General features: G+C 63.1%; 24 protein-coding genes. 16 read left to right on the forward strand and 8 right to left on the reverse strand.

Annotation, left to right across the window (positions count from 1 at the left end; translation table 11 throughout):
• Positions 1-74: 74 nt before the first annotated feature.
• The 7 genes from gpmA (at position 75) to I6A82_RS01250 (ending at position 4981) form a co-directional block, all read left to right on the forward strand.
• Positions 75-761, forward strand: coding sequence for a 2,3-diphosphoglycerate-dependent phosphoglycerate mutase (gpmA, locus tag I6A82_RS01220; RefSeq protein WP_198093395.1), 687 nt, complete (start codon positions 75-77; stop codon positions 759-761).
• Between the two features lie 100 nt (positions 762-861).
• On the forward strand, positions 862-1347 hold the full coding sequence (gene purE, locus I6A82_RS01225; protein WP_198093396.1) for a 5-(carboxyamino)imidazole ribonucleotide mutase: 486 nt from the start codon (positions 862-864) through the stop codon (positions 1345-1347).
• Positions 1344-2417, forward strand: coding sequence for a 5-(carboxyamino)imidazole ribonucleotide synthase (locus tag I6A82_RS01230; protein WP_198093397.1), 1074 nt, complete (start codon positions 1344-1346; stop codon positions 2415-2417). Before purE ends, I6A82_RS01230 begins: the two co-directional genes overlap by 4 nt.
• A 32-nt stretch (positions 2418-2449) precedes the next feature.
• Positions 2450-2938, forward strand: a complete 489-nt coding sequence (locus tag I6A82_RS01235; protein WP_198093398.1) for a dihydrofolate reductase — start codon at positions 2450-2452, stop codon at positions 2936-2938.
• 1 nt (position 2939) lies between these two features.
• Entirely contained in the window at positions 2940-3884 is a 945-nt protein-coding gene (locus tag I6A82_RS01240; protein ID WP_198093399.1) for a bifunctional riboflavin kinase/FAD synthetase, read from the forward strand.
• A gap of 97 nt (positions 3885-3981) precedes the next feature.
• Positions 3982-4491: a signal peptidase II gene (gene lspA, locus I6A82_RS01245; RefSeq protein WP_187334666.1), complete on the forward strand. Its 510-nt coding sequence runs from the start codon at positions 3982-3984 to the stop codon at positions 4489-4491.
• Positions 4484-4981, forward strand: coding sequence for a DUF3035 domain-containing protein (locus I6A82_RS01250; RefSeq protein WP_198093400.1), 498 nt, complete (start codon positions 4484-4486; stop codon positions 4979-4981). The genes lspA and I6A82_RS01250 overlap by 8 nt, the downstream gene beginning before the upstream one ends.
• A gap of 62 nt (positions 4982-5043) precedes the next feature.
• Here I6A82_RS01250 and I6A82_RS01255 read toward each other — a convergent pair whose 3' ends face one another.
• From I6A82_RS01255 to I6A82_RS01270, 4 genes are all read right to left on the reverse strand, one after another.
• Positions 5044-5448: a hypothetical protein gene (locus tag I6A82_RS01255; RefSeq protein ID WP_198093401.1), complete on the reverse strand. Its 405-nt coding sequence runs from the start codon at positions 5446-5448 to the stop codon at positions 5044-5046.
• 13 nt (positions 5449-5461) lie between these two features.
• The gene (gene dxs / locus I6A82_RS01260) at positions 5462-7408 is read right to left on the reverse strand and encodes a 1-deoxy-D-xylulose-5-phosphate synthase (protein ID WP_198093402.1); all 1947 of its coding nucleotides are present in this window, start codon (positions 7406-7408) and stop codon (positions 5462-5464) included.
• A 49-nt stretch (positions 7409-7457) separates the two neighbouring features.
• On the reverse strand, positions 7458-7916 hold the full coding sequence (locus I6A82_RS01265; RefSeq protein ID WP_198093403.1) for a Fur family transcriptional regulator: 459 nt from the start codon (positions 7914-7916) through the stop codon (positions 7458-7460).
• A gap of 70 nt (positions 7917-7986) precedes the next feature.
• Positions 7987-8355: a MerC domain-containing protein gene (locus I6A82_RS01270; protein ID WP_198093404.1), complete on the reverse strand. Its 369-nt coding sequence runs from the start codon at positions 8353-8355 to the stop codon at positions 7987-7989.
• Positions 8356-8486: 131 nt separating this feature from the next.
• Between I6A82_RS01270 and I6A82_RS01275 the strand changes: the two genes are divergently transcribed.
• The 5 genes from I6A82_RS01275 (at position 8487) to I6A82_RS01295 (ending at position 12793) form a co-directional block, all read left to right on the forward strand.
• Positions 8487-9557, forward strand: a complete 1071-nt coding sequence (locus I6A82_RS01275; RefSeq protein WP_198093405.1) for a COX15/CtaA family protein — start codon at positions 8487-8489, stop codon at positions 9555-9557.
• On the forward strand, positions 9554-9874 hold the full coding sequence (cutA, locus tag I6A82_RS01280; protein ID WP_198093406.1) for a divalent-cation tolerance protein CutA: 321 nt from the start codon (positions 9554-9556) through the stop codon (positions 9872-9874). The genes I6A82_RS01275 and cutA overlap by 4 nt, the downstream gene beginning before the upstream one ends.
• 150 nt (positions 9875-10024) lie before the next feature.
• On the forward strand, positions 10025-10504 hold the full coding sequence (gene rplM, locus I6A82_RS01285; RefSeq protein ID WP_187334674.1) for a 50S ribosomal protein L13: 480 nt from the start codon (positions 10025-10027) through the stop codon (positions 10502-10504).
• Positions 10504-11025, forward strand: coding sequence for a 30S ribosomal protein S9 (rpsI, locus tag I6A82_RS01290; protein ID WP_198093407.1), 522 nt, complete (start codon positions 10504-10506; stop codon positions 11023-11025). The genes rplM and rpsI overlap by 1 nt, the downstream gene beginning before the upstream one ends.
• Before the next feature lie 139 nt (positions 11026-11164).
• A complete protein-coding gene (locus I6A82_RS01295) occupies positions 11165-12793 on the forward strand; it encodes a methyl-accepting chemotaxis protein (protein ID WP_198093408.1) in 1629 nt (542 codons plus the stop codon).
• A gap of 49 nt (positions 12794-12842) precedes the next feature.
• Here I6A82_RS01295 and I6A82_RS01300 read toward each other — a convergent pair whose 3' ends face one another.
• Both I6A82_RS01300 and I6A82_RS01305 read right to left on the reverse strand, forming a co-directional pair.
• Positions 12843-13571 carry a metallophosphoesterase family protein gene (locus I6A82_RS01300; RefSeq protein ID WP_198093409.1) on the reverse strand — a complete coding sequence of 243 codons (729 nt, stop codon included), beginning with the start codon at positions 13569-13571 and terminating at the stop codon, positions 12843-12845.
• Complete coding sequence (locus I6A82_RS01305; protein WP_198093410.1) at positions 13568-14404, reverse strand: diacylglycerol/lipid kinase family protein; 837 nt, start codon at positions 14402-14404, stop codon at positions 13568-13570. Before I6A82_RS01305 ends, I6A82_RS01300 begins: the two co-directional genes overlap by 4 nt.
• A 145-nt stretch (positions 14405-14549) precedes the next feature.
• Here I6A82_RS01305 and I6A82_RS01310 point away from each other — a divergent pair, with 145 nt between their 5' ends.
• The 3 genes from I6A82_RS01310 to zapE are packed head-to-tail and all read left to right on the forward strand — an operon-like array spanning position 14550 to position 16979.
• The gene (locus I6A82_RS01310; RefSeq protein ID WP_187334679.1) at positions 14550-15332 is read left to right on the forward strand and encodes a succinate dehydrogenase iron-sulfur subunit; all 783 of its coding nucleotides are present in this window, start codon (positions 14550-14552) and stop codon (positions 15330-15332) included.
• A 49-nt stretch (positions 15333-15381) separates the two neighbouring features.
• Positions 15382-15870 carry a PaaI family thioesterase gene (locus I6A82_RS01315; RefSeq protein ID WP_198093411.1) on the forward strand — a complete coding sequence of 163 codons (489 nt, stop codon included), beginning with the start codon at positions 15382-15384 and terminating at the stop codon, positions 15868-15870.
• Positions 15867-16979: a cell division protein ZapE gene (zapE, locus tag I6A82_RS01320; protein ID WP_198093412.1), complete on the forward strand. Its 1113-nt coding sequence runs from the start codon at positions 15867-15869 to the stop codon at positions 16977-16979. Before I6A82_RS01315 ends, zapE begins: the two co-directional genes overlap by 4 nt.
• Here zapE and I6A82_RS01325 read toward each other — a convergent pair.
• A complete protein-coding gene (locus I6A82_RS01325) occupies positions 16915-18096 on the reverse strand; it encodes an acyltransferase family protein (protein ID WP_198093413.1) in 1182 nt (393 codons plus the stop codon). The two genes, zapE and I6A82_RS01325, sit on opposite strands and share 65 nt — an antisense overlap.
• Before the next feature lie 72 nt (positions 18097-18168).
• On the opposite strand from I6A82_RS01325, the gene I6A82_RS01330 reads away from it, so the two are divergent.
• A complete protein-coding gene (locus I6A82_RS01330; RefSeq protein WP_198093414.1) occupies positions 18169-19098 on the forward strand; it encodes a GNAT family N-acetyltransferase in 930 nt (309 codons plus the stop codon).
• A 4-nt stretch (positions 19099-19102) separates the two neighbouring features.
• Here the strand turns inward: I6A82_RS01330 and I6A82_RS01335 are convergent, their stop codons facing one another.
• On the reverse strand, positions 19103-20089 hold the full coding sequence (locus I6A82_RS01335; RefSeq protein WP_198093415.1) for a polysaccharide deacetylase family protein: 987 nt from the start codon (positions 20087-20089) through the stop codon (positions 19103-19105).
• Between the last annotated feature and the right edge of the window lie 173 nt (positions 20090-20262).

Consider the following 20262-nt stretch of genomic DNA (forward strand, 5'->3'; position numbering starts at 1 on the left):
ACGCCCGCAGGTCCTTCGACAAGGTTGGTCCAAGCGGTTAAGCGGTCGCAATCGCCACGGAAAAGGAGCCCTTCATGCCCAAACTCATCCTTCTGCGCCACGGCCAGTCCGAATGGAATTTGCAGAACCGCTTCACCGGCTGGTGGGATGTGGATGTGACCGACAAGGGCATCGAGGAAGCGCGCGCGGCCGGACGGCTGATGCGCGACAAGGGCATCGATCCGGACATCTGCTTCACCTCGCTACAGACCCGCGCGATCAAGACGCTGCATTTGGCGCTGGAAGAGATGGACCGCCTGTGGTTGCCGGAAATCAAGGACTGGCGCCTGAACGAGCGCCATTATGGCGGGCTTACCGGCCTCAACAAGGACGAGATGCGCGAACGCCATGGCGAAGAGCAGGTGCATATCTGGCGCCGCAGCTTCGATACGCCGCCGCCCGAGCTGGAGGCGGGCAGCGAATATGATCTGTCCGCCGATCCGCGCTATGCGGACATCAAGGTGCCGACGACGGAAAGCCTGAAGCTGACCATCGAGCGCGTCCTGCCTTACTGGAACGAAACCATCGTGCCGGAGCTGAAGGCGGGCCGGGTGGTGCTGATCAGCGCCCATGGCAATTCGCTGCGCGCGCTGGTGAAGCATCTCTCCAACATTCCGGACGATGAGATTACGAGCCTGGAAATCCCGACCGGCCAACCGATCGTCTACGATCTCGACGACGATCTTGCGGAAGTGGAGCGCTATTATGTGAAGGACCGGTAGGCTTGACCGTCTCCGACACGGGCGGCGCGCTAACCCATTGCCCTTGCGCGCGCCCTTCCCTATCGCAAGGCGCTTCAGGAAGGGCAGCGCGGGGCGGAAAATGAGCCAGGAACCGGCGATCGGAATCATCATGGGCAGCCAGTCTGACTGGCCAACCATGCAGGCAGCCTCCCGCATTCTGGATGAGCTCGGTATTCCCTACGAAGCCCGCATCGTTTCGGCCCATCGCACGCCGGACCGGCTCTATGACTATGCAAAGTCCGCCGAGGGGCGCGGCCTCAAGGCGATCATCGCGGGCGCAGGCGGCGCGGCGCATCTGCCTGGCATGGCTGCAGCGATGACGCGGGTGCCGGTGTTGGGCGTTCCGGTACAATCGCGCGCGCTGGACGGCATGGATAGCCTGCTGTCGATCGTGCAAATGCCGGGCGGCGTGCCCGTTGCAACTTTTGCGATCGGTGAGGCGGGGGCCAAGAACGCAGCCTTGTTCGCTGCCGCCATGCTCGCCACCACCGACGCGGAAGTGGCCGGTCGACTGAACGAATTTCGCGAACAGCAGACGCAGAACGTAACCGAGGTACCCGAGTGAAAACCCCATTGGCGCCGGGCGCGACGATCGGAATTCTGGGTGGCGGTCAGCTTGGCCGGATGCTTGCGGTAGCTGCGGCGCAACTCGGCTATCGCTGCCATGTCTATGCGCCGGAAGGTCGCGCGGTGGCCGCCGATGTCGCGGCGCAGCGCACCACCGCCTCCTTCGAGGACCAGGACGCGCTATCTCGCTTTGCGGATGGGTGCGACATCGTTACCTATGAGTTCGAGAATGTACCGACCGCGCCGCTCGCCGCGCTGAACCTTGGCGACAAGGTGCGTCCCGGCATCAAGGCGCTCGACATCGCACAGAGCCGCATCGCGGAGAAAACTTTCTTCCGCGATCTTGGGGCGAGCACTGCGCCTTTCGCTTTTGTCGACAGCGCTGAGTCCCTCCAAGCCGCGATCGCGGACATCGGCGCGCCTGCGATCTTGAAGACGGATCGGTTCGGTTATGACGGCAAGGGTCAGGCGCGGATCATGGCGCCCGGCGAAGCAGGCCACGCTTGGAAATCCATTGGCGAGCGGCCCGCGGTTCTGGAGGGCTTTGTCGATTTCCAGGCGGAATTTTCGGTGGTTACGGTGCGCAGCGCGGACGGCGAGGTGCGCTTCTGGGATTCCACCCGCAATGAGCACAAGGACGGCATCTTGCGCCGCTCGCTCTGGCCGGCGGGCGATGCCGTGACAGCGCAGATCGAGGCCGCCCGCGACATCGCGCGCAAGGCGATCGAGGCGATGGAGGCAGTGGGCGTGCTCACCTTCGAATTCTTCGCCACGAAGGATGGACCGGTCGTCAACGAATGCGCGCCACGCGTCCACAATAGTGGCCATTGGACGATAGAGGGCGCGGTGACGAGCCAGTTCGAAAATCACATCCGCGCAATCACCAGCCTACCGCTCGGCGACTGCGGCGTGGTCGGCACCCGCATCGAAATGGCGAACCTGATCGGCGATGAAATTGAAGACGGCAATGCCATCCTCTCCGATCCGGCAGCGCATCTGCACCATTACGGCAAGGTCGAAGCGCGGCCCGGCCGGAAGATGGGTCATGTCACCAAGCTATATTTTTGAATAGCGCTGGGTTAAGCGGCGAATCTAGCGACATGAACCATCCCGAGATCATCTTCGTCCTCGCCAGAGCCGACAATGGCGTGATCGGTGCCGATGGCGACATGCCCTGGCACCTGCCGGCCGATCTGCGTCACTTCAAACAGGTGACGGGCGAAAAGCCCATGATCATGGGCCGCAAGACGTTCGACAGCCTGCCCGTCGCCCTGCCCGGCCGCCGTCACATCGTGATGACCCGCAACGAAGACTGGTCGGATGAGGACGCCGAGGTGGTGCACTCCCCGGAAGCGGCGCTTGCCGCCGCCAATGCGCCGCATGTCGCTGTCATCGGCGGCGCGGAAATTTTCGCGATCTTCCGCGACCGTGCCGACAAGATCGAACTGACCGAAATTCATGCCGAGCCGGAGGGCGACACCTTCGTCCCTGCCTTCGCAGCAGACGAATGGACCGAGACCGCGCGCGAATCGCACCCGGCCGAAGCGGGCCGCCCGGCATTCGATTTCGTCACGCTCGTTCGGAAATAGCATGGCGATCCCGCGCTTTTACGCCGATGCGCCGTTGCCCGAGCATATGCGCGGCGCCATCATCGCGCTCGGCAATTTCGATGGGTTTCATCAAGGCCATCAGGCAGTTGCCGGAGAGGCGATTCGCTGGGCTCGTGAAGAAGGCCGCCCTGCGATCATTGCCACGTTCGATCCGCATCCGGTGCGCCTCTTCAAACCGGACACGCCCCCGTTTCGCCTCACCACGCTCGACCAACGCCAGCGTCTCTTCGGCGCGGCAGGTGCGGACGCGATGCTGGTATTCGCCTTCGACAAGGCGCTGGCCGCGACCAGTGCGGAGGATTTTGCGCGCGCCCTTCTGGCGAACCACCTTGGCGCATCGGGCGTCGTGACGGGTGAGGACTTTACCTTCGGCAAGGGCCGTGAGGGTGAAGCGCCTATGCTGGGTACCCTCGCCAGTGATCTGGGCCTGCGCGGCCGCATTGTGCGTCCGGTGCAAAGCGGTGATGCGGTGGTATCTTCCAGCCGCATTCGCGAGGCGCTGAAATCCGGCCATCCGCAAATCGCCGCTAAATTGCTGACGCGGCCATTCACGATCGAGGGTGTGGTGCAGCATGGGGCGAAGGAGGGCCGCAAGCTCGGCTTTCCCACCGCCAATCTTGACCTCGGCAATTATCTGCGCCCCGCATACGGGATTTACGCGGTCCGCGGGCGCCTTCCCGACGGGCGCGTGCTGGACGGCGCAGCCAATGTCGGCATTCGCCCGAGCTACGAACCACCGGTGGAGCTACTGGAGCCCTATTTCTTTCAGTTCTCCGGCGACCTCTACGGCCAGACCATCGCGGTCGAGCTGCACGACTTCCTGCGCTCCGAACAAAAGTTCGACGATCTGGAGGCCCTGAAACGCCAGATGGCAGCGGATTGCGACGAAGCGCGCGTGCGGCTGGCGGATGCACCGGCCGGTTAGGCATGCGTTCATGGCGAACCATGCAGGGCAGTGGACGCTGGGGCGCTTTCGTGCAATCGGGGCCCCTTCATTACACGGGACGGAGCCTTAGAGCCGTATGACGCGAACCAAGATTTACGGGCTGGTACTGGCCGCGTTCGTCGTGCTGCTCGATCAGGCGGTGAAATATGCGATGATCGTGCCGCTCTCCTTGCAGAGCAAAGGCACCATCTATCTGTTGCCGGTGTTCAATCTCACCTGGGCGGAGAATCGCGGCGTTTCGATGGGCATGTTTCAGGCGGGCACCGATGCGCAGCGCTGGGGGCTCGTCGCGCTGACCGGAATTCTTGCGCTTGCGGTTCTGATCTGGATGTGGCGCGAGCGCCGCACGGGGGACATCCTGGCACTCGGCCTCGTCCTCGGCGGCGCGGTCGGCAATATTATCGATCGGGCCCGCTTCGGATTCGTCGTCGACTATGCCGATTTCCATATCGGCGGCATTCGTCCCTTCTTCATCTTCAACCTTGCCGATGCGTGCATCACCATCGGCGTCCTGATACTGCTTGCCCGCGCGCTGCTCATGCGCGAGAAGCCAGCCCAGACAAATTCGGAGAATGTCCATGCGTAAATCGCTCGCGATCCTTGGCGGCGCGCTTCTGGCCAGCGGCCTTTCGGCCTGCGGCGGCGGCGGCCTGTTCGACCGCGACCGGCCGGACGAGTTTGCCGTCTCGCGCAACGCCCCGCTGGTGATCCCGCCGGATTACGCGCTCGAGCCGCCGCAGCCCGGCGCCGCGCCGGTCCAGGGCAGCACGGATCAGGAGCAGGTTCTCGACGCGCTGTTCGGCGGCCCCGCGCCGCGCTCTCCGGTCGAGCGGGCGGTGAATCAGCAGGCAGGCGATGCCGAGCTGGGCATTCGCAGCGAAGTGGGCGATCCGCAGACCAATGTGGTGAAGAAGGGTTCGGTCACGCAAGACATCATCGCCGCGCCGGAAGGCGACGGCCAATATGCGCAGTCCGGCATCAACGCCACTACGGTTCCTGCGACCACGGCAGAAACCAACGATGCCAGCGATCCTTCGGTGCCCGAAGGCTACGAACCGACCCCCTCACCCAATTGAGCAAACGCCCGCGCGGTTGAACAGACCCCGGCGCCTCACGCAGCCGGGGAACTTCGCTTGATTCAGTCCGCGCGGCGCGGCGTTTTCAGGGTCAGATAGCGGACGAACTGCGCCACAGTCGGGTCCTCCGGCAAAACCTCCGGATCATCGGTGGTGGGCTGCGGAAGTGACCAGCGATTGAAATGCTCTCGGCCGATCGCGCAATAATCGTCCGGATCGATCGCGAGATCGGCGAATATTCGGTCGGTGGGATGTGGCTTCAGATAATCCGGCAAATGCACATCGAGCTGGCGATAGACCCAGCCGCCGATCAACGGATCGCAGCCGGAACCCAGCGATCGCACGAACGGCTCAGCCTCCAGATTGGGTCGTCGCCGCGAGAGACGGCGCTGCTTCTGCCACAGGAAACCGAGGCTGCCCGCAAAGAACAGCATGGCCGCGGCGAAGGTGACCAGCATCTCCGCCACGTCGTGTTTACCGTCAGGCGCGCGCGCCCGCCTCTTCCATATTGGCGCTGTTGTGGCGCAGCGCTTTCAGCACCATTTCCACGATGTCCGGCGCCATCAGGCCCGCCTCGGCATATTGCCGATCGGGCTTGTCCTGATCCTGGAAGATATCCGGCAGGCGCATGGTGCGCACCTTGAGGCCGGTGTCGGTCAGCCCCTCGTCGCTCGCCATCGTAAGCACATGCGCGCCGAGGCCGCCGACGGCACCTTCCTCGATCGTGATGCAGACCTCATGGCTCGCCATCAGCTTGCGGATCAGTTCGTTGTCGAGCGGTTTGGCGAACCGCATGTCCGCCACCGTAGTGCTAAGGCCCTTGGCATCGAGCGTGTCGGCAGCCTTCAATGCCTCGGCAAGCCGCGTACCGAGCGATAGGATCGCGACCTTCTTGCCCTCGCGCACGAGGCGGCCTTTGCCGATCTCCAGCTTCTCCGGGGTTTCCGGCAGCTTTACGCCCGTACCCGCACCGCGCGGATAGCGGAAGGCGATGGGGCCATCGTCATAGGCGGCGGCGGTGTGGACCATGTGGACCAGCTCCGCCTCATCCGCGGCGGCCATCACCACCATATTCGGCAAGGTGGCGAGATAGGCGATGTCGAAGCTGCCCGCATGGGTCTGTCCATCGTCGCCGACCAGGCCCGCACGGTCGATCGCGAAGCGCACCGGAAGGTTCTGGATCGCCACATCGTGCACCACCTGATCATAGGCGCGTTGCAGGAAAGTCGAGTAGATCGCGGCGAACGGCTTCATCCCCTGCGCGGCAAGACCGGCGGCAAAGGTGACGGCGTGCTGTTCCGCAATGCCGACGTCGAAGCTGCGATCCGGGAAGGCGGCGGCGAACTTGTCCACGCCGGTTCCGCCGGGCATCGCGCCAGTGATCGCACAGATGCGATTGTCCTTCTCCGCCTCGGCGATCAGCGCCTGCGCAAAGACATTGGTGTAGGTCGGCGGGCCGCCGCCCTTGCCCTTGTCCTGCTTGCCTGTGACGACGTCGAATTTCGACACGCCATGATATTTGTCCGCAGACGCTTCGGCCGGGCCGTAGCCCTTGCCCTTCTGCGTCACGACATGAATCAGGATCGGTCCCTCTTCGGCATCGCGCACATTTTCCAGCACGGGGATCAGATGGTCGAGATTGTGCCCGTCGATTGGCCCGACATAATAGAAGCCCAGCTCCTCGAACAGCGTGCCGCCGGTCACCATGCCGCGGGTATATTCCTCCGCCCGGGCGAGGCCCTTGTGGACCCGGCGCGAAAGCTTGGACGTCATCTTTTTGGCCAAGCTGCGCAGTCCGAGATATTCGCTGCTCGATATGAGTCGCGCCAGATAGGCGCTGAGGCCGCCCACCGGGGGAGCGATCGACATGTCGTTGTCGTTCAGGATCACGATCAGGCGATTGCCTGCCTGCGCGGCGTTGTTCATCGCCTCATAGGCCATGCCCGCGCTCATGGCGCCGTCGCCGATCACCGCGATCGCCTTTTCCGGTCGCTCGCCCAGCTTGTTGGCCACCGCGAAACCGAGCGCGGCGGAGATGGACGTGGAGCTGTGCGCCGCGCCGAAGGGATCATATTCGCTTTCGGAGCGCTTCGTGAAACCGCTGAGCCCACCGCCCTGACGCAGCGTGCGAATGCGGTCGCGCCGGCCGGTCAGGATCTTGTGCGGATAACATTGATGGCCGACGTCGAAGATCAGCCGATCATCGGGCGTGTTGAACACATAATGGATCGCGGCGGTCAGCTCGACCACGCCTAAGCCTGCACCGAGATGGCCTCCGGTGACCGAGACTGCATCGATCATTTCGGCCCGCAACTCATCGCACAACTGGCGAAGCTGGTCCGGCTTCAGCTTGCGCAGATCCTTCGGAGTGTCGACCGTGTCGAGAAGCGGCGTCTCGGGCCGCGGGGAATGGGTTTGTTCCGTCATAACCGAACCTTATACGCGTTGCGGAGCCAAGTCGATTGCCGCCAACAGCTCAGTCGCAGGCAGCACATTTGCCATGCACTTCAATCACCGGACGCTCCGGCGTGAAGCCGCGGGCGGTGGCCGTGTCGCGCACGCCATCGGCCAGCTTGTCATTATCGACATGCGTCACTTCGCCGCAGCTGTCGCAGATCATGAAGATGCAATCATGCACGCAGCCGGGATGGCTGTTCGCCACATAGGCGTTGGCGCTTTCCACGCGCTGCGCGAGATTGGTCTCAACGAAAAGATCCAGGATACGGTAGACGCTGTTGGGCGCCACACGCTTGCCGCGACGCTCCGACACCTTTTCAGCAATGTCATAGGCCGAGGCCGGCTTTCTGAAGGTTGCGAGCACGTCGAAGATCAGCGCGCGCATATCGGTCCACTGCTCGCCTGCGCCTTCCAGCGTGGCCTGGGCCTCGCGCTTCAGATCGGATCCGTGATGTTCGTGATGGGCATGGCCTGTCATCGCGTGAATGTAGGCGCGGGCGATGCCAAGGGCAATCCTTCCCCGGCCCTCATGCTAATCCCTAAACGGATCAGTGCGTGGCGCGGAAATTCAGATCATGGCCGAGCGCCAGGATCGAAACGCCGAGGATGGTCGAGATCACTTCACCGCCCCCATGCGGCATGCTGAGCGCGCCCGCCATCACGCCAAGGCCAAGCGAACCGATCGCGAGCGGGAGAATATAGCCGTGCTGCAAGACGCCGCGGCCCAGGCCGATCGCGCCGAGAACCATGGCAATGACCAGCCCGGCCTGGTGAATCCATTCGGCACCGAGAATCCCGCCAATCGACGCAGCGGCTGCAACGAATGCAGCGGTGGCGATGCAATGCACGACGCATAGCCCCGAGAGGCCCATTGCGGCCCTATCCCAGAAGCCTTCACGTTGCAGAAGCGTCGTCATATTCGAAGGTATAGAAGCGCCTTCGCCAAGATACAATATCACATTGCATTATTTTGCGCAGGGCCGTTCTCCGCGCTGCAGCCGAGCGAGCGCGCTTGCGGGCATCGCGGCGGCGCGCCATATCGCGGGCCATGACTTCGCTTGCCGCCCATGCCGCGCCAACCCCTGCGCGCACCCGTCCTATTGCGATCGCCAACTGGCTGCTTGCCGTCGGCTTCCTGGTTTTCTGCATGGTCGTGGTCGGTGGAATCACCCGGCTGACCGAATCGGGCCTGTCGATCACTGAATGGAAGCCCATTACCGGAGCCATTCCGCCGCTTTCCCTCAGCGGTTGGGAAATCGAGTTCGCGAAGTATAAAGCGACGCCCGAATATCAGGAGATCAACGGTCCGGCCGGTATGACGCTGGCGCAGTTCCAGTTCATCTTCTTTTGGGAATGGCTGCACCGGCTGCTGGGCCGCCTGATCGGCATCGCCTTCGCCCTGCCGCTGGCCTATTTCTGGCTGCGCGGCGCTATTCCGCGGGGATACAAGCTGCGTCTTGTCGCGCTGCTGGCGCTCGGCGGACTGCAAGGCGCGATCGGCTGGTGGATGGTGGTCTCCGGCCTCACGCTGCGCACCGATGTCAGCCATTACCGGCTTGCCGTCCATCTTCTGACAGCGCTGTTCATCCTCTCCGGCCTCGTCTGGACCGCGCTGGATCTTCGCCAGCTGGCAAAGGGCAACGCGCGACCCGCAAAACTCACCGGCAGGAACATCGCACTGCTCGCCATCATCGCGGTCCAGCTCCTGCTCGGCGCGTGGGTGGCCGGGATGGACGCAGGCTATATCGCCAGCGACTGGCCGCTCATGAACGGCCGTTTCTTCCCTGCTGGCGTCGACTGGAGCCATGGGCTGCTTTACGCCGCGTCCAACGATCCGTTCCTGGTCTACTTCCTCCATCGTTGGTGGGCCTTCGTCGCTTTGGCCGCGGTCATTATGCTGGCGCGCGGTGCGCGGCGCGCGGGCGTTCGGCCGGCCTCGATCATCCTGTCCGCCGCCATCGGCCTGCAGATCCTGCTCGGCATCGCGACGGCGATGAGCGGGGTCGACCTCGCATTGGCTGCAGCGCACCAGGCCGTCGGTGCCATATTGGTGGCGAGCGCGGTATGGGCTGCCCATGCAGCGGGACGGCGCAAACTGATCGAAGGCGTACCGGCATGAGCGGCGTTCGCATCATCTACACCCTCTTCGGCAGCGAAGAGGCCGCGCGCAGCGCTTGCGGGACGCTGCTGGAGGAAGGACTGATCGCTTGTGCCAATCGCCTTTCCCCGGCGACAAGCCAGTTCCGCTGGCAGGGCGAGCTACGTGAAGAGCGCGAGTGGCCCGTCATCCTGAAAACCGATGATGCCCGCGCGCCCGGCGCTGCCAATCGCTTGGCCGAACTACACGATTACGACGTCCCGCCGATCCTTCTGCTGCCGGTCGACACGGTGTTTCCGCCGTTCGAGCAATGGGTAGCAGAGCAGCTGCGTCGCTGAGCCGCCAAATTTCCATACGGTATCATTATACCCGCTCCAAAACGCCCGCTCAGCCTTGACTTGAAGCCCCTTTCCGGTCATTAGCGCGCCTTCACCGCCGTGGGGAAACCCGCGGCTTTTGCTTTTTCAATCCTCCAAGGACGGCTCCACATGAAGTCCCTTACCAAGACCACCCAGTCGGTGCGTCCGCAGGATGTCGAGAAGAAGTGGCACCTGATCGACGCCGAGGGTCTCGTCGTCGGCCGCGTTGCCACCATCATCGCCAATATCCTGCGCGGCAAGCACAAGCCCAGCTTCACCCCGCATGTCGATTGCGGCGACCATGTCGTCGTTATCAACGCGGACAAGGTGCGCTTCACCGGCAACAAGACCAAGCAGAAGGTCTATTACAAGCACACCGGTTATCCGGGCGGCATCAAGGGCGTGACCGCCGAGAAGGTGCTCGAGGGTCGTTTCCCCGAGCGCGTTCTGGAGAAGGCCGTTGAGCGCATGGTCCCGCGCGGCCCGCTGGGTCGTCAGCAGATGAAGGCGCTGCACCTCTATGCCGGCACCGAGCATCCCCATGAGGGCCAGCAGCCCGAGACGCTCGACATCGCTGCGCGCAATCGCAAGAACAAGGTAGGTGCCTAATGGCCGATAATCGTCAGTCGCTTTCCGACATCAAGGACATCGCCGGCGACGCCGCCGAAGCCAATGCCGCCGGCGCCGAAAACGGTGTCGACACCCGGCCCACCATGCCGCTGCGCGAACAGGAGCTCGACAAGCATGGCCGCGCCTACGCCACCGGCCGCCGCAAGGACGCGGTTGCCCGCGTCTGGCTGAAGCCCGGCACCGGCCAGATCATGGTCAATGGCCGCGATCAGAGCACCTATTTCGCACGCCCCTCGCTGCGCCTCGTCATCAACCAGCCGTTCGACGTTACAGAACGTCGCGGCCAGTATGATGTCATGGTCACCGTGAAGGGCGGCGGTCTCTCCGGCCAGGCCGGTGCGGTCAAGCACGGCATCAGCCAGGCGCTGACCCGTTACGAGCCTGCGCTGCGCAGCACCGTGAAGAGCGCCGGCTTCCTCACCCGCGACAGCCGCGTGGTCGAGCGTAAGAAGTACGGCCGGGCGAAGGCACGCCGGAGCTTCCAGTTCTCCAAGCGCTGATCGCTTTTCCAAACGCAATCACGAAAGGGCGGCCTTCCTGGGAAGGCCGCCCTTTCTGCTTTTGCGCCAGTCGCTTCCAGGTAAGGTTTAGCCGCTGTTTACCTTTCGCGGCTACCTGGGCCGCTGGAAGGAAAGCGGCATGCGCTACGCACTGACAAACTTCGCTTGGAAGAAGCAGCTCGGCTTTTATGGGCGAGAATTGCTGCGCTTCGATGCGATGCCGGGCACCACCCGCGCCGCAGCTCTGGACGAGCAGATATCCGCGTCATTGAAATCGCTGCGCAGTTTCTTGCCGTTTCTCACCTTCCTGGCACTTGGGCTTCCTCTGTTTCTGGCCGAATATGCCCTGTTCGGTTGGCTAATCGCCGGTTGCGGCGGTTTGCTGGTTGGCGCGATCATTGCCTATTTCCTCACGAATGAAACAATCCGCGCGCGGATACCGCATCGGCGGTTTATGCTCGCCCTGATCGCCAATACAATTCTGCTCGGCATATCCTGGACGATGCTTTTCGTCAGCGTTCTGAATTCCGGTAACGAGGAATTGATCCTCTTTATCACCTCCGTCCATGCGGCGATGATTTTCGTCGGAGCCTTGGTATTTATCAGCTTCCCGATTCTGTTCTGCTCCTTTTCGGCCCCCCTCTACCTGTTATTCATCACTGAGACGTTCGCGCGGCCGAACATCCCCATCATCACGCCGTTGATGCTTGTGGTGCTGGCCTCCATTCTGATCAAAACCGTTGTGGACCAATCACAGCGTATCGTTCAGTTGCAGATGCAGAGCGTTGAGCTGAAAAAGAAAAGTGAGGAGCTGCGTGCGGCACAGGTTGCCGAAGCCCTGTTGCGCGACCGGGAAACCGCACGCGAGCTGGACGAGGTCAACGCACGCGCCGCCGCACGCGAAGCCGCTGAGACCGAACGACGCGCCCATCTGCTGACGCTCGGCAACCAGTTCGAAGCCACCGTGATGGAAACGGGGGACCGCGTCAGCGCCGCAGTTGATAATCTGACATCCTCCGCCGGCGCTCTTGCCGAGATTGCCGGATCGACCAGCCATGAAGCTGGCGACATGCAGACGCGGTCGAAAGCCTCCGCAGAAGCAGCCCAGCAGGTCGCGATTGCCGCCGAACAGCTCGATCAGGCCGTCGGCGAAGTCGCCTCCCAAATTCAGGCTAATCTCGGCCATATTCTGGAAGTGGGTGACGCCACGCGCGAGAGCGAGGTCTTGATGACCGAGCTTGTCAAACGCTCCGGCGGGATCGGTGAGATCGTGACCACCATCTCGGACGTTGCGCGCCAGACAAATTTGCTGGCCTTGAATGCGACGATCGAGGCCGCGCGCGCCGGGGAAGCAGGCCGTGGATTCGCGATCGTCGCGCAAGAAGTGAAGGCGCTCGCCGGCCAGACCGCACGCATGACCGAAGACATCGCCGAGCGGCTTGGCGACATCGACCGATTCGTGAAGGATGCCGCTCAGGCGCTCGACAAGGCCGGGCTTGAGCTTAGCCACCTGGAAAATCGCGGCACCATGATCGCTACCGCAACGGAAGAACAACGCGCCGCCAGCCAGGAGATTCGCCGCCACAGTAGCCGCGCCGCCGATGAAAGCGAGCAGGTACAGGCGAGCGTATGCCGTGTCGCCGCCGCCGCCGCACAGGCGCGCGCGCACAGCGACGGTGTACGCGAAATTGCAGAGCAGTTGAATCAGCGCTCCGCGGACTTGCGCGACGGCACCGCGGGCTTCCTGAAGGAGTTGCGCGCCTCCTGATCTGTCTAAACGCCGGCGTAATGAGACCTACTGCGGCAGCACGCGCCGCTCAGATCATATACCGTGCTTCGACGTCGATCGCGCTGCCGTCGATGGTGATCCGATTATAGCTCGGCGGATTCTCGCGCACCCGTTCCGATAATGTGCCTGCGCCGATCAGACGGACCGAACCGCTCCCGGTCCGCCGCTCAATATCAAATGGATCGTGGACGTGCCCCGTCAGCACCGCCGCGGCCCCGGCCTCCTGCAATGCCATGAGCGCTTTAAGCCCGCCCCGGGTCGATCCGCTGCTGCGTGTATCCGCATCGACCAGCGGATGATGCGCCGCGATCAGCTTGACTGTGTCTGCCGGCAAGCTTCGCAGCGTGCGTAGCGATTCGCGCAGCGCATCACCGCTTACCTTACCTTTCGACCAGTTGAGACGCAGCTGCGCGCGCGCGGTGGTCTTCAGCGGCACCACCGATACGCCGGGCAGATTGATCTCCGCCTCCACCTTGTCTTCAATCCTCGAATAGCGCCGATAGGGATGGCGGAACCGTTCGTAGAGATTGAAATAGGGCAGATCATGGTTGCCGACCTCAACCGTCACGGGCGCCTTCAGATTGTGAATCCATTCGCCGGCCGCTGCAAATTCCCTGTGCCGCGCGCGCATCGTCAGATCGCCGGTAATAATCACCGCGTCGGGCTTGTTCGCGCGGACTTCCTCCGCAAACCAATCAAGCGCAGCCCTGTCTTCCGCGCCGAAATGGATGTCGCTGCAATGAAAAAGCGTGGTCATAGGTCTGGATTAGCGAGGCATTCCTCGGCGGTATAGACGAAGTCGATCGGCGACAGGCTGTGACGGAAATGGCAGCAAGCTGATCCCTCCGCCTCCTCGCCGTCGATCAGCAGGCCCACCGGCTTGCCGTCCGCTGCGCTGACCTCCAGCGCCTCTCGCATACCGAGATCCTCATGAGGCCCTTCGCGAAAGTCGCCCTTCAGCCAGGACAGGCCGTGGGCAAACATCTGCCCTGCCCCTTCCGCGGTGAACCCGGTGATGCGCAGCGCATCCATCTTCGGCTCGATGAATAGCGCAGGATAGGGTTCTCCCGTCCCGTCCAGCTGCACCTGCGCGCCGCCAAAGGTCTTGGTCCACGCCTCCGCGATCGAGCCGGGCATTTCAGCCAGATTGAAGTGCCGCATATCCTCGCGCACATCGCCCCAGGCGGTGGTGGGGCCGGCAATCACGCCGACCAGCGCGATCTCCCCTTCGCCCTCGGCCACCGGCATCCGCGCCAGCTTGATACGGCCCTGCGCATAGCGCTGCGCGATCGTCTCACTATCGACATCGCCGTGGAGCGAGCGGGAGAGGAGGTTCATCGTGCCGCCGGGCAGCACGAGCATGTGGCCGTCCCAACCCTTCGCCTGACGCATCGCGCCGTTCACTGTGCCATCGCCGCCGAAAACAGCGAGCGCATCGACACCGGCCTGCCGAAGCGTGGCCGCATCGGGCAAGTCTTCATGCGGGCATTCGATCAGCCGCGCCATTTCATGCCCCTCGGCAGAAAGCGCCTGGCTTACCTCTTTGCAAAGGCCCTCATCATAACTGCCGCTATTGATGTTAGCGGCCATCCATATCCTGCTCATACCTGTCGCAACGCCCCACCTCGATTTCAGTGCCGAAGCGAACAAGGTTGCACGGAAAAGCGCGGATTGCCCGTTGATCCTGAGGGCTATCGGTTCTACCTCGAAACTGAATTTCAGCATCGGAGCGACCATGGCCACCTTCACTCTGCCCAAGAACAGCAAGATCCGGAAGAAGGGCAAGGTTCATAAAGTCGAGGGCGCGGCGCGCACCAAGACGTTCAAGATCTATCGCTATGATCCCGATTCGGGTGAAAATCCGCGTTATGATACGTTCGAGGTAAATCTCGACGAATGCGGGCCGATGGTGCTCGACGCGCTCATCAAGATGAAGAGTGAGCAGGACAGCTCGCTCACTTTCCGCCGCTCCTGCCGCGAGGGTATCTGCGGCTCTTGCGCGATGAACATGGACGGCAAGAACGGCCTCGCCTGCACTACCGCGATCGAGGACGTGAAGGGCGATATCCGCATCACCCCGCTGCCGCATATGGACGTGATCAAGGACCTGGTGCCCGACTTCAAGCATTTCTACGCGCAATATGCCTCGATCCAGCCTTGGCTGAAGACCGTAACGCCCGAGCCGTCGGGCAAGGAACGCCTGCAATCGCCCGAGGAGCGCCATAAGCTGGATGGCCTGTATGAGTGCATTCTGTGCGCCTGCTGCTCCACCGCCTGCCCCAGCTACTGGTGGAATCAGGACAAGTTTCTGGGGCCGGCCATCCTTCTGCAGGCCTATCGCTGGCTTGCCGACAGCCGCGATGAAATGACCGGTGAGCGTCTTGACGAGCTGGAGGATCCTTACCGCCTCTATCGCTGCCACACGATCATGAACTGCGCGAATGTGTGCCCCAAGGGTCTTTCGCCCGCCAAAGCGATTGCCGAGACCAAGAAGATGATCGCCGAACGCGCGATTTGATCGTCGGCAATCCCAGCATCGTGACGGGCCACCGGCTTACAGCTGCTTCATGACGCGCACCATCGCGGATAATCCCTGGTTTGACCATCGGCCGGACCCGGACAATCCCGGCTGGATGACCTGGAACGCGAAGGACAATTCGCGCTTCAACGGCTTTCTCGGGCCGGTGTCCATCCGCGGCGATGACGCTGAGGACGCGGGCTGGGTGCGCATGACGCCCGAGCACAAGCACAGCAATTTCGGCGATAATGTGCATGGCGGCACGATTCTGGGCTTCATCGATGTGTGCCTGTTTGCCGGTAGCTATGCGCTCGGCATCGATCTGGGCGGCCGTGCGGTGACGGTGGAATTGTCGACCCAGTTCGTCGGCGCCGCGAAGGTTGGCGTAGCACTGGACTGCCGCCTGGAAAGCGTCCGCGAGACAGGGCGTCTGCTCTTCCTGCGCGGCATGCTGATGCAGCGTCCGACCAAAGACGCGGACTACGCCAATGTCGCCAGCTTCACCGCTATCCTGCGCAAGGGCCTGCCCCGCACGTGAAGGTCGCTGAACGGTATCGCGCGCTGGTCGACGCCGGCGAGCTGAAGGTTGATGCCGATCAGCAGCGCGCCGTCGATGCGCTGCAGCGCGTACAGGAGGAAATCGAGGCGCGGCCGGAGGCACCGGGCTTCTTCGCCAAGCTGATGGGCAAACGGCGCGAGCCGGTGCGTGGTCTGTATCTCTGGGGCGGCGTCGGGCGCGGCAAATCCATGCTGATGGACCTGTTCTACGAGTGCGTGGACACGCCGCACAAGGCGCGCGCGCATTTCCATGAATTCATGATCGACGTCGATCGCCGCCTTGCGGCCGAACGGGCCAAGAATGTGGGTGATCCGGTTGCCCCGGTGGTCGCGCAGCTGGCGGACGAGGCGCGGCTGTTCTGCTTCGATGAGATGCACATCACCAACACCGCCGATGCCGCGATCATGGGCCGACTGTTCGGCGGTCTGATCGAGGCGGGCGTTACCGTCGTCACCACCAGCAACCGGCCGCCGGAGGACCTGTTCAAGGACGGGCTCAACCGTACGCTCGTCACCGGTTTCATCACTTTGGTGCAGGAGCGGCTCGATATATTGCCGCTCGACGGGCCGACCGACTACCGGCGCGCTCGGCTCGGTGACGCGACCCTCTGGCATTGCCCCAATGGCGACGTGGCGACCGAAGAACTGAGCGAGGCGTTCTTCCGCCTGACCGACTATCCGCCCAGCGACGCGCAAAACGTGCCGTCGGAGGATATCGATCTTGGCGGCGGGCGCTCCATGCATGTGCCCAAGGCGCTGAAGGGCGTGGCGGTCTTCTCGTTCAAGCGGCTGTGCGGGGAACCGCGCGGGGCGGCCGATTATCTCGCCATTGCGCGGCGCTATCATACCGTCATCATCGTCGGCATTCCGGTGCTGGGTCCGGAGAATCAGGACCAGGCGGCGCGGTTCGTGAAGCTGATCGATGCGCTTTACGAATATCGCGTCAAGCTGCTGGCGAGCGCCGATGCAGCGCCGGAAGCGCTTTATCCGGAAGGCCCGGGCAGCTTCGAATTCGAACGAACGATCAGCCGCCTCTCCGAGATGCGCTCTGACGCGTATCTGGCACTGGGCCACGGCTCGGAGGGCTGAGCGGCAATAGCTGCGACATCAGGGCGCGCAGCCAGGGTTCGGCGGTGGACGCGATCAGCAAAGCCGCGCCGGTGATTGCAACCAGAGTGATCAGCGCGGCGGGCACATAAGCCAATCCCCCCTTCAGCAGAGCTGAGATCAGGACCAGCCCGATCGTCTGGTGAATAAGGTACAGCGGATAGGTCGCCAGACCGAGCAGCAGCACCGGTGCCCGCGGCAGATGCCGCTCGAGCATCGGTTGCAAGCGAGGGGAGAACGCGATGATCGCGAGACCACCGAAAAAGATGAGCGGACCGATCCAGCGCGGATAGGCGATTTGCATGCCGATCCCGGTCGCGCGGCTGATGAACAGGATTTCCTGAACGCCTGTGCCGATCATCAACAGCATGGCTGCCGCGCGCCACCAACCCCTATGCCCTGCGTGCCAGCGATGCAGAAAGATGCCGAGGGCGAAAAAGCACCCATGGGGAAGCAGGAGCAGCTGCGCGTCGCGCAGATCGAGCGCCAATTCCGCACCCAGACCATTCCAATAGAAGAGACTTGCCGTTCCCAATATAAGAGCCAGCGCTTCGATCCGGTTTCGCCATGGGCTGATCCAGAGTAGCAGCGCCACCAGGGCGTAGAACACACTCTCGACACCCAAGGTCCAGTAACTACCGTCGATATATTCGCCCCACGGCCACAGCATAGCGGAGCGGGCATATTCCTCGAAATGGGACGGTCTTGGATCGAACGGCCACAAACATGCCAGCGTTAGGCTCGCGCAGATAAGTGCGGCAGGCCAGAGCCGCAGCAACCGCCGCCGCGCAAACGGCAACGCCCGTGATCCACGCGCGGAAATGGCGATAACATAGCCGGAGATGACGAAGAATATCTCCACGCCGATCCAACCATAGCCAGCATAGAGCCTCCCGACATCCGGCAGCAGGCTTTGGTCGATCAAACGGCTGGCAAGCCGGTGCCCCGGGCTGGAATAGCCCGCAAAGAAATGGAAAAGCAGCACCAGCATCGCGGCGGCAAAGCGCAAGAGATCGATCGCATAGAGCGCGCCGCGCGGCCGCAGCGTGTCCGTCGGGCGCGAGGGAAGATCGGTACTCGGCTGCGGTGCGGAGGCCATGGCGGCTTGCTAGCAGCATCCATGGCCCGCGGCTTGGGGGAAATTTAACGGCTGCCCGTTAAGGCGGGGGCCATGGCCAGCGCCGCTTTGCCCCTCCAGCCTGTCGATCTTGGTCCGGTGATCGCCAGTCGCCGTCTGTGGCGCAGGCGCCTTCCGCTGCAGCAGATTGAGCCGACGCTCACGGCGCTGATTGAGGGGCGTCAACCGACGATTGATCCCTTGCCGGATGACGCGGCGGGCTATCGTTTCCAATCCTGTCCGCGCGCCTTCATCGACAGCCTGTCGCGGCGCTTACCCGGCATGGCGGCCGGGCGGCGGCAGGATTTTCCGCGCCATTATATCGACATGACGACGGGCTTCGACGCTCATCTGGCGCGCTTCTCCGGCAAGACGCGTTCCACCTTGCGGCGTAAAACCCGCAAACTGGTCTCGGAAAATGGCGGCACGCTGGATGTACGAAGCTTTCACCGCGCCGAAGAAAGCGAAGCCTTCTTTTCCGATGCCCTTCCGCTCTCGGCGCGCACCTATCAGGACCGATTGCTGGACGCCGGCTTGCCCGGAGACGCGCTGTTCCGCGCCGAGGCCAAACGTCTGGCGGGGCAGGAGGCTTTGCGCGCCTGGGTGCTCTATCTGGCGGGCCGCCCCGCCGCCTATCTCTATCTGCCCGTCATCGGCGACACGGTGCGCTACGATTTTCTTGGTTATGACCCCGCCTGTGCTTCGCTTTCCCCAGGCACCGTCTTGCAGATGCATGCGCTGGAGGAACTGATGGCGGAAGAGCGCTTCCGCTGGTTCGATTTCACCAGTGGAGACGGCGCACATAAGCAGTTGTTTGCGACCGGATCGGTAGACTGCAGCACGCTAGTGATGCTGCGCGGCGAATGGCGCAACCGCCTGACGCTTACGGCTGGCGACGCGATCGATAGGGCGGTGGACCGCGCTGGCCATCTGGCCGATCGATGGGGCATCAAGGCAAGACTGAAGGGCGTTTTGCGCCGCTGACGATTTAGCCGAGCGGCGGGTAATCAATGCGCTCCTCGATCAGCAAGCGCGCGCCCACCTGCTCGGCTAGCCGCAGCGCGCGGCGCGGAGGGCTTGCCGGCAGCGGCGGCGCCCCCCGATGGCGGCCGCGCCGCGCGAGCCGTTCGAACCCACCGGACACCAGGCGATCGTCCCGGGCAATGGTACGGCAGAGAGAGCGATAGCGGCGTGCGACGAGCGGATGGCCGCGTGATGCGCCGCGGACGAACATTTCGAAGCTGTGGTTCACCACCGTATAAAAATGCGCGCCGCGGTCGGCCGCATGTAGCAGCGCCCGCTTCATCTCCAGAGAAGACAAGGCGCATAGCTGCGCATGCCGCAGGATGCCTGGGCGGTCCTCGATCACGCTGATGGGGAGCAGCTGCACGCCCTCATATTGTGTGACATGGTGGACGTGCGGATCGAGCCCGATGTTGCAATCGCCGTCCAGATGCGCGGCATTGAAGCTGCTGTCCCAGTCAATCCCGATGGCGGCGAGCGCGCGCAGCGTATCGTCGTTCGCACCGTAATTGCCCGCGCGGAAGGCGGTTGGAGGCGGCGCGCCTGCCGCGACCAGCAGATCGCGCGCCAGACCCAGCAAAATGATCTGATCCGACAGAGAGAAATCGCCGATATTACGTCCGCTACGCCCGCCGACCGGGCTATCCGCAACATGGTCCAGCCATTCGGTATGGATGTGAAGCTGCACCTCATGCCCGCGCTCCAGGATCGGGCCGACCATGTCCGCCACAATCTGCGGGCCGTAAACCAGAGCGGGCATCGGATCGACGAAGAACACCGTCTTCAGCCCCCACCTGTCGAGCTCGTCCAGTTGATAGCCGATGCCCCAGCGCCGCCCGCGCCAGCAGCGCCCCTCGATCGAGCGCAGATAATTCTGCCGCGCGCTCAATCCCTCCGCATGCAGCGAAGACGACAGTTCGGTATCCGTCGTAAGCAAGACTTGGGTCGGCATGGAACGGGCATAGCAAAGCACCGTTAAGCTACCGTAACCGCTTGGATCACCGCATTATTGCAATTGGTTCGCAGTATCTTATTTACTTTTCAGCCCCGGCATTTCGGTGGTTGATCCGGATTGTCCACAGGCGTAAGCCGCCCGACAACCTTTTCTCCCCGCCGCCCGTCCGG

It is taken from the genome of Novosphingopyxis sp. YJ-S2-01 (genome assembly GCF_016093175.1).
GTDB lineage: Bacteria > Pseudomonadota > Alphaproteobacteria > Sphingomonadales > Sphingomonadaceae > Novosphingopyxis > Novosphingopyxis iocasae.

What these genes read in the sequence shown, in the direction of transcription:
- gpmA (WP_198093395.1), top strand. Translation starts at nt 75, where the DNA reads ATGCCCAAACTCATCCTTCTGCGCCACGGCCAGTCCGAATGGAATTTG.
- purE (WP_198093396.1), top strand. Translation starts at nt 862, where the DNA reads ATGAGCCAGGAACCGGCGATCGGAATCATCATGGGCAGCCAGTCTGAC.
- I6A82_RS01235 (WP_198093398.1), top strand. Translation starts at nt 2,450, where the DNA reads ATGAACCATCCCGAGATCATCTTCGTCCTCGCCAGAGCCGACAATGGC.
- I6A82_RS01240 (WP_198093399.1), top strand. Translation starts at nt 2,940, where the DNA reads ATGGCGATCCCGCGCTTTTACGCCGATGCGCCGTTGCCCGAGCATATG.
- lspA (WP_187334666.1), top strand. Translation starts at nt 3,982, where the DNA reads ATGACGCGAACCAAGATTTACGGGCTGGTACTGGCCGCGTTCGTCGTG.
- I6A82_RS01250 (WP_198093400.1), top strand. Translation starts at nt 4,484, where the DNA reads ATGCGTAAATCGCTCGCGATCCTTGGCGGCGCGCTTCTGGCCAGCGGC.
- dxs (WP_198093402.1), bottom strand. Translation starts at nt 7,408, where the DNA reads ATGACGGAACAAACCCATTCCCCGCGGCCCGAGACGCCGCTTCTCGAC.
- I6A82_RS01265 (WP_198093403.1), bottom strand. Translation starts at nt 7,916, where the DNA reads ATGACAGGCCATGCCCATCACGAACATCACGGATCCGATCTGAAGCGC.
- I6A82_RS01270 (WP_198093404.1), bottom strand. Translation starts at nt 8,355, where the DNA reads ATGACGACGCTTCTGCAACGTGAAGGCTTCTGGGATAGGGCCGCAATG.
- I6A82_RS01275 (WP_198093405.1), top strand. Translation starts at nt 8,487, where the DNA reads ATGACTTCGCTTGCCGCCCATGCCGCGCCAACCCCTGCGCGCACCCGT.
- cutA (WP_198093406.1), top strand. Translation starts at nt 9,554, where the DNA reads ATGAGCGGCGTTCGCATCATCTACACCCTCTTCGGCAGCGAAGAGGCC.
- rplM (WP_187334674.1), top strand. Translation starts at nt 10,025, where the DNA reads ATGAAGTCCCTTACCAAGACCACCCAGTCGGTGCGTCCGCAGGATGTC.
- rpsI (WP_198093407.1), top strand. Translation starts at nt 10,504, where the DNA reads ATGGCCGATAATCGTCAGTCGCTTTCCGACATCAAGGACATCGCCGGC.
- I6A82_RS01295 (WP_198093408.1), top strand. Translation starts at nt 11,165, where the DNA reads ATGCGCTACGCACTGACAAACTTCGCTTGGAAGAAGCAGCTCGGCTTT.
- I6A82_RS01300 (WP_198093409.1), bottom strand. Translation starts at nt 13,571, where the DNA reads ATGACCACGCTTTTTCATTGCAGCGACATCCATTTCGGCGCGGAAGAC.
- I6A82_RS01305 (WP_198093410.1), bottom strand. Translation starts at nt 14,404, where the DNA reads ATGGCCGCTAACATCAATAGCGGCAGTTATGATGAGGGCCTTTGCAAA.
- I6A82_RS01310 (WP_187334679.1), top strand. Translation starts at nt 14,550, where the DNA reads ATGGCCACCTTCACTCTGCCCAAGAACAGCAAGATCCGGAAGAAGGGC.
- I6A82_RS01315 (WP_198093411.1), top strand. Translation starts at nt 15,382, where the DNA reads ATGACGCGCACCATCGCGGATAATCCCTGGTTTGACCATCGGCCGGAC.
- I6A82_RS01325 (WP_198093413.1), bottom strand. Translation starts at nt 18,096, where the DNA reads ATGGCCTCCGCACCGCAGCCGAGTACCGATCTTCCCTCGCGCCCGACG.
- I6A82_RS01330 (WP_198093414.1), top strand. Translation starts at nt 18,169, where the DNA reads ATGGCCAGCGCCGCTTTGCCCCTCCAGCCTGTCGATCTTGGTCCGGTG.
- I6A82_RS01335 (WP_198093415.1), bottom strand. Translation starts at nt 20,089, where the DNA reads ATGCCGACCCAAGTCTTGCTTACGACGGATACCGAACTGTCGTCTTCG.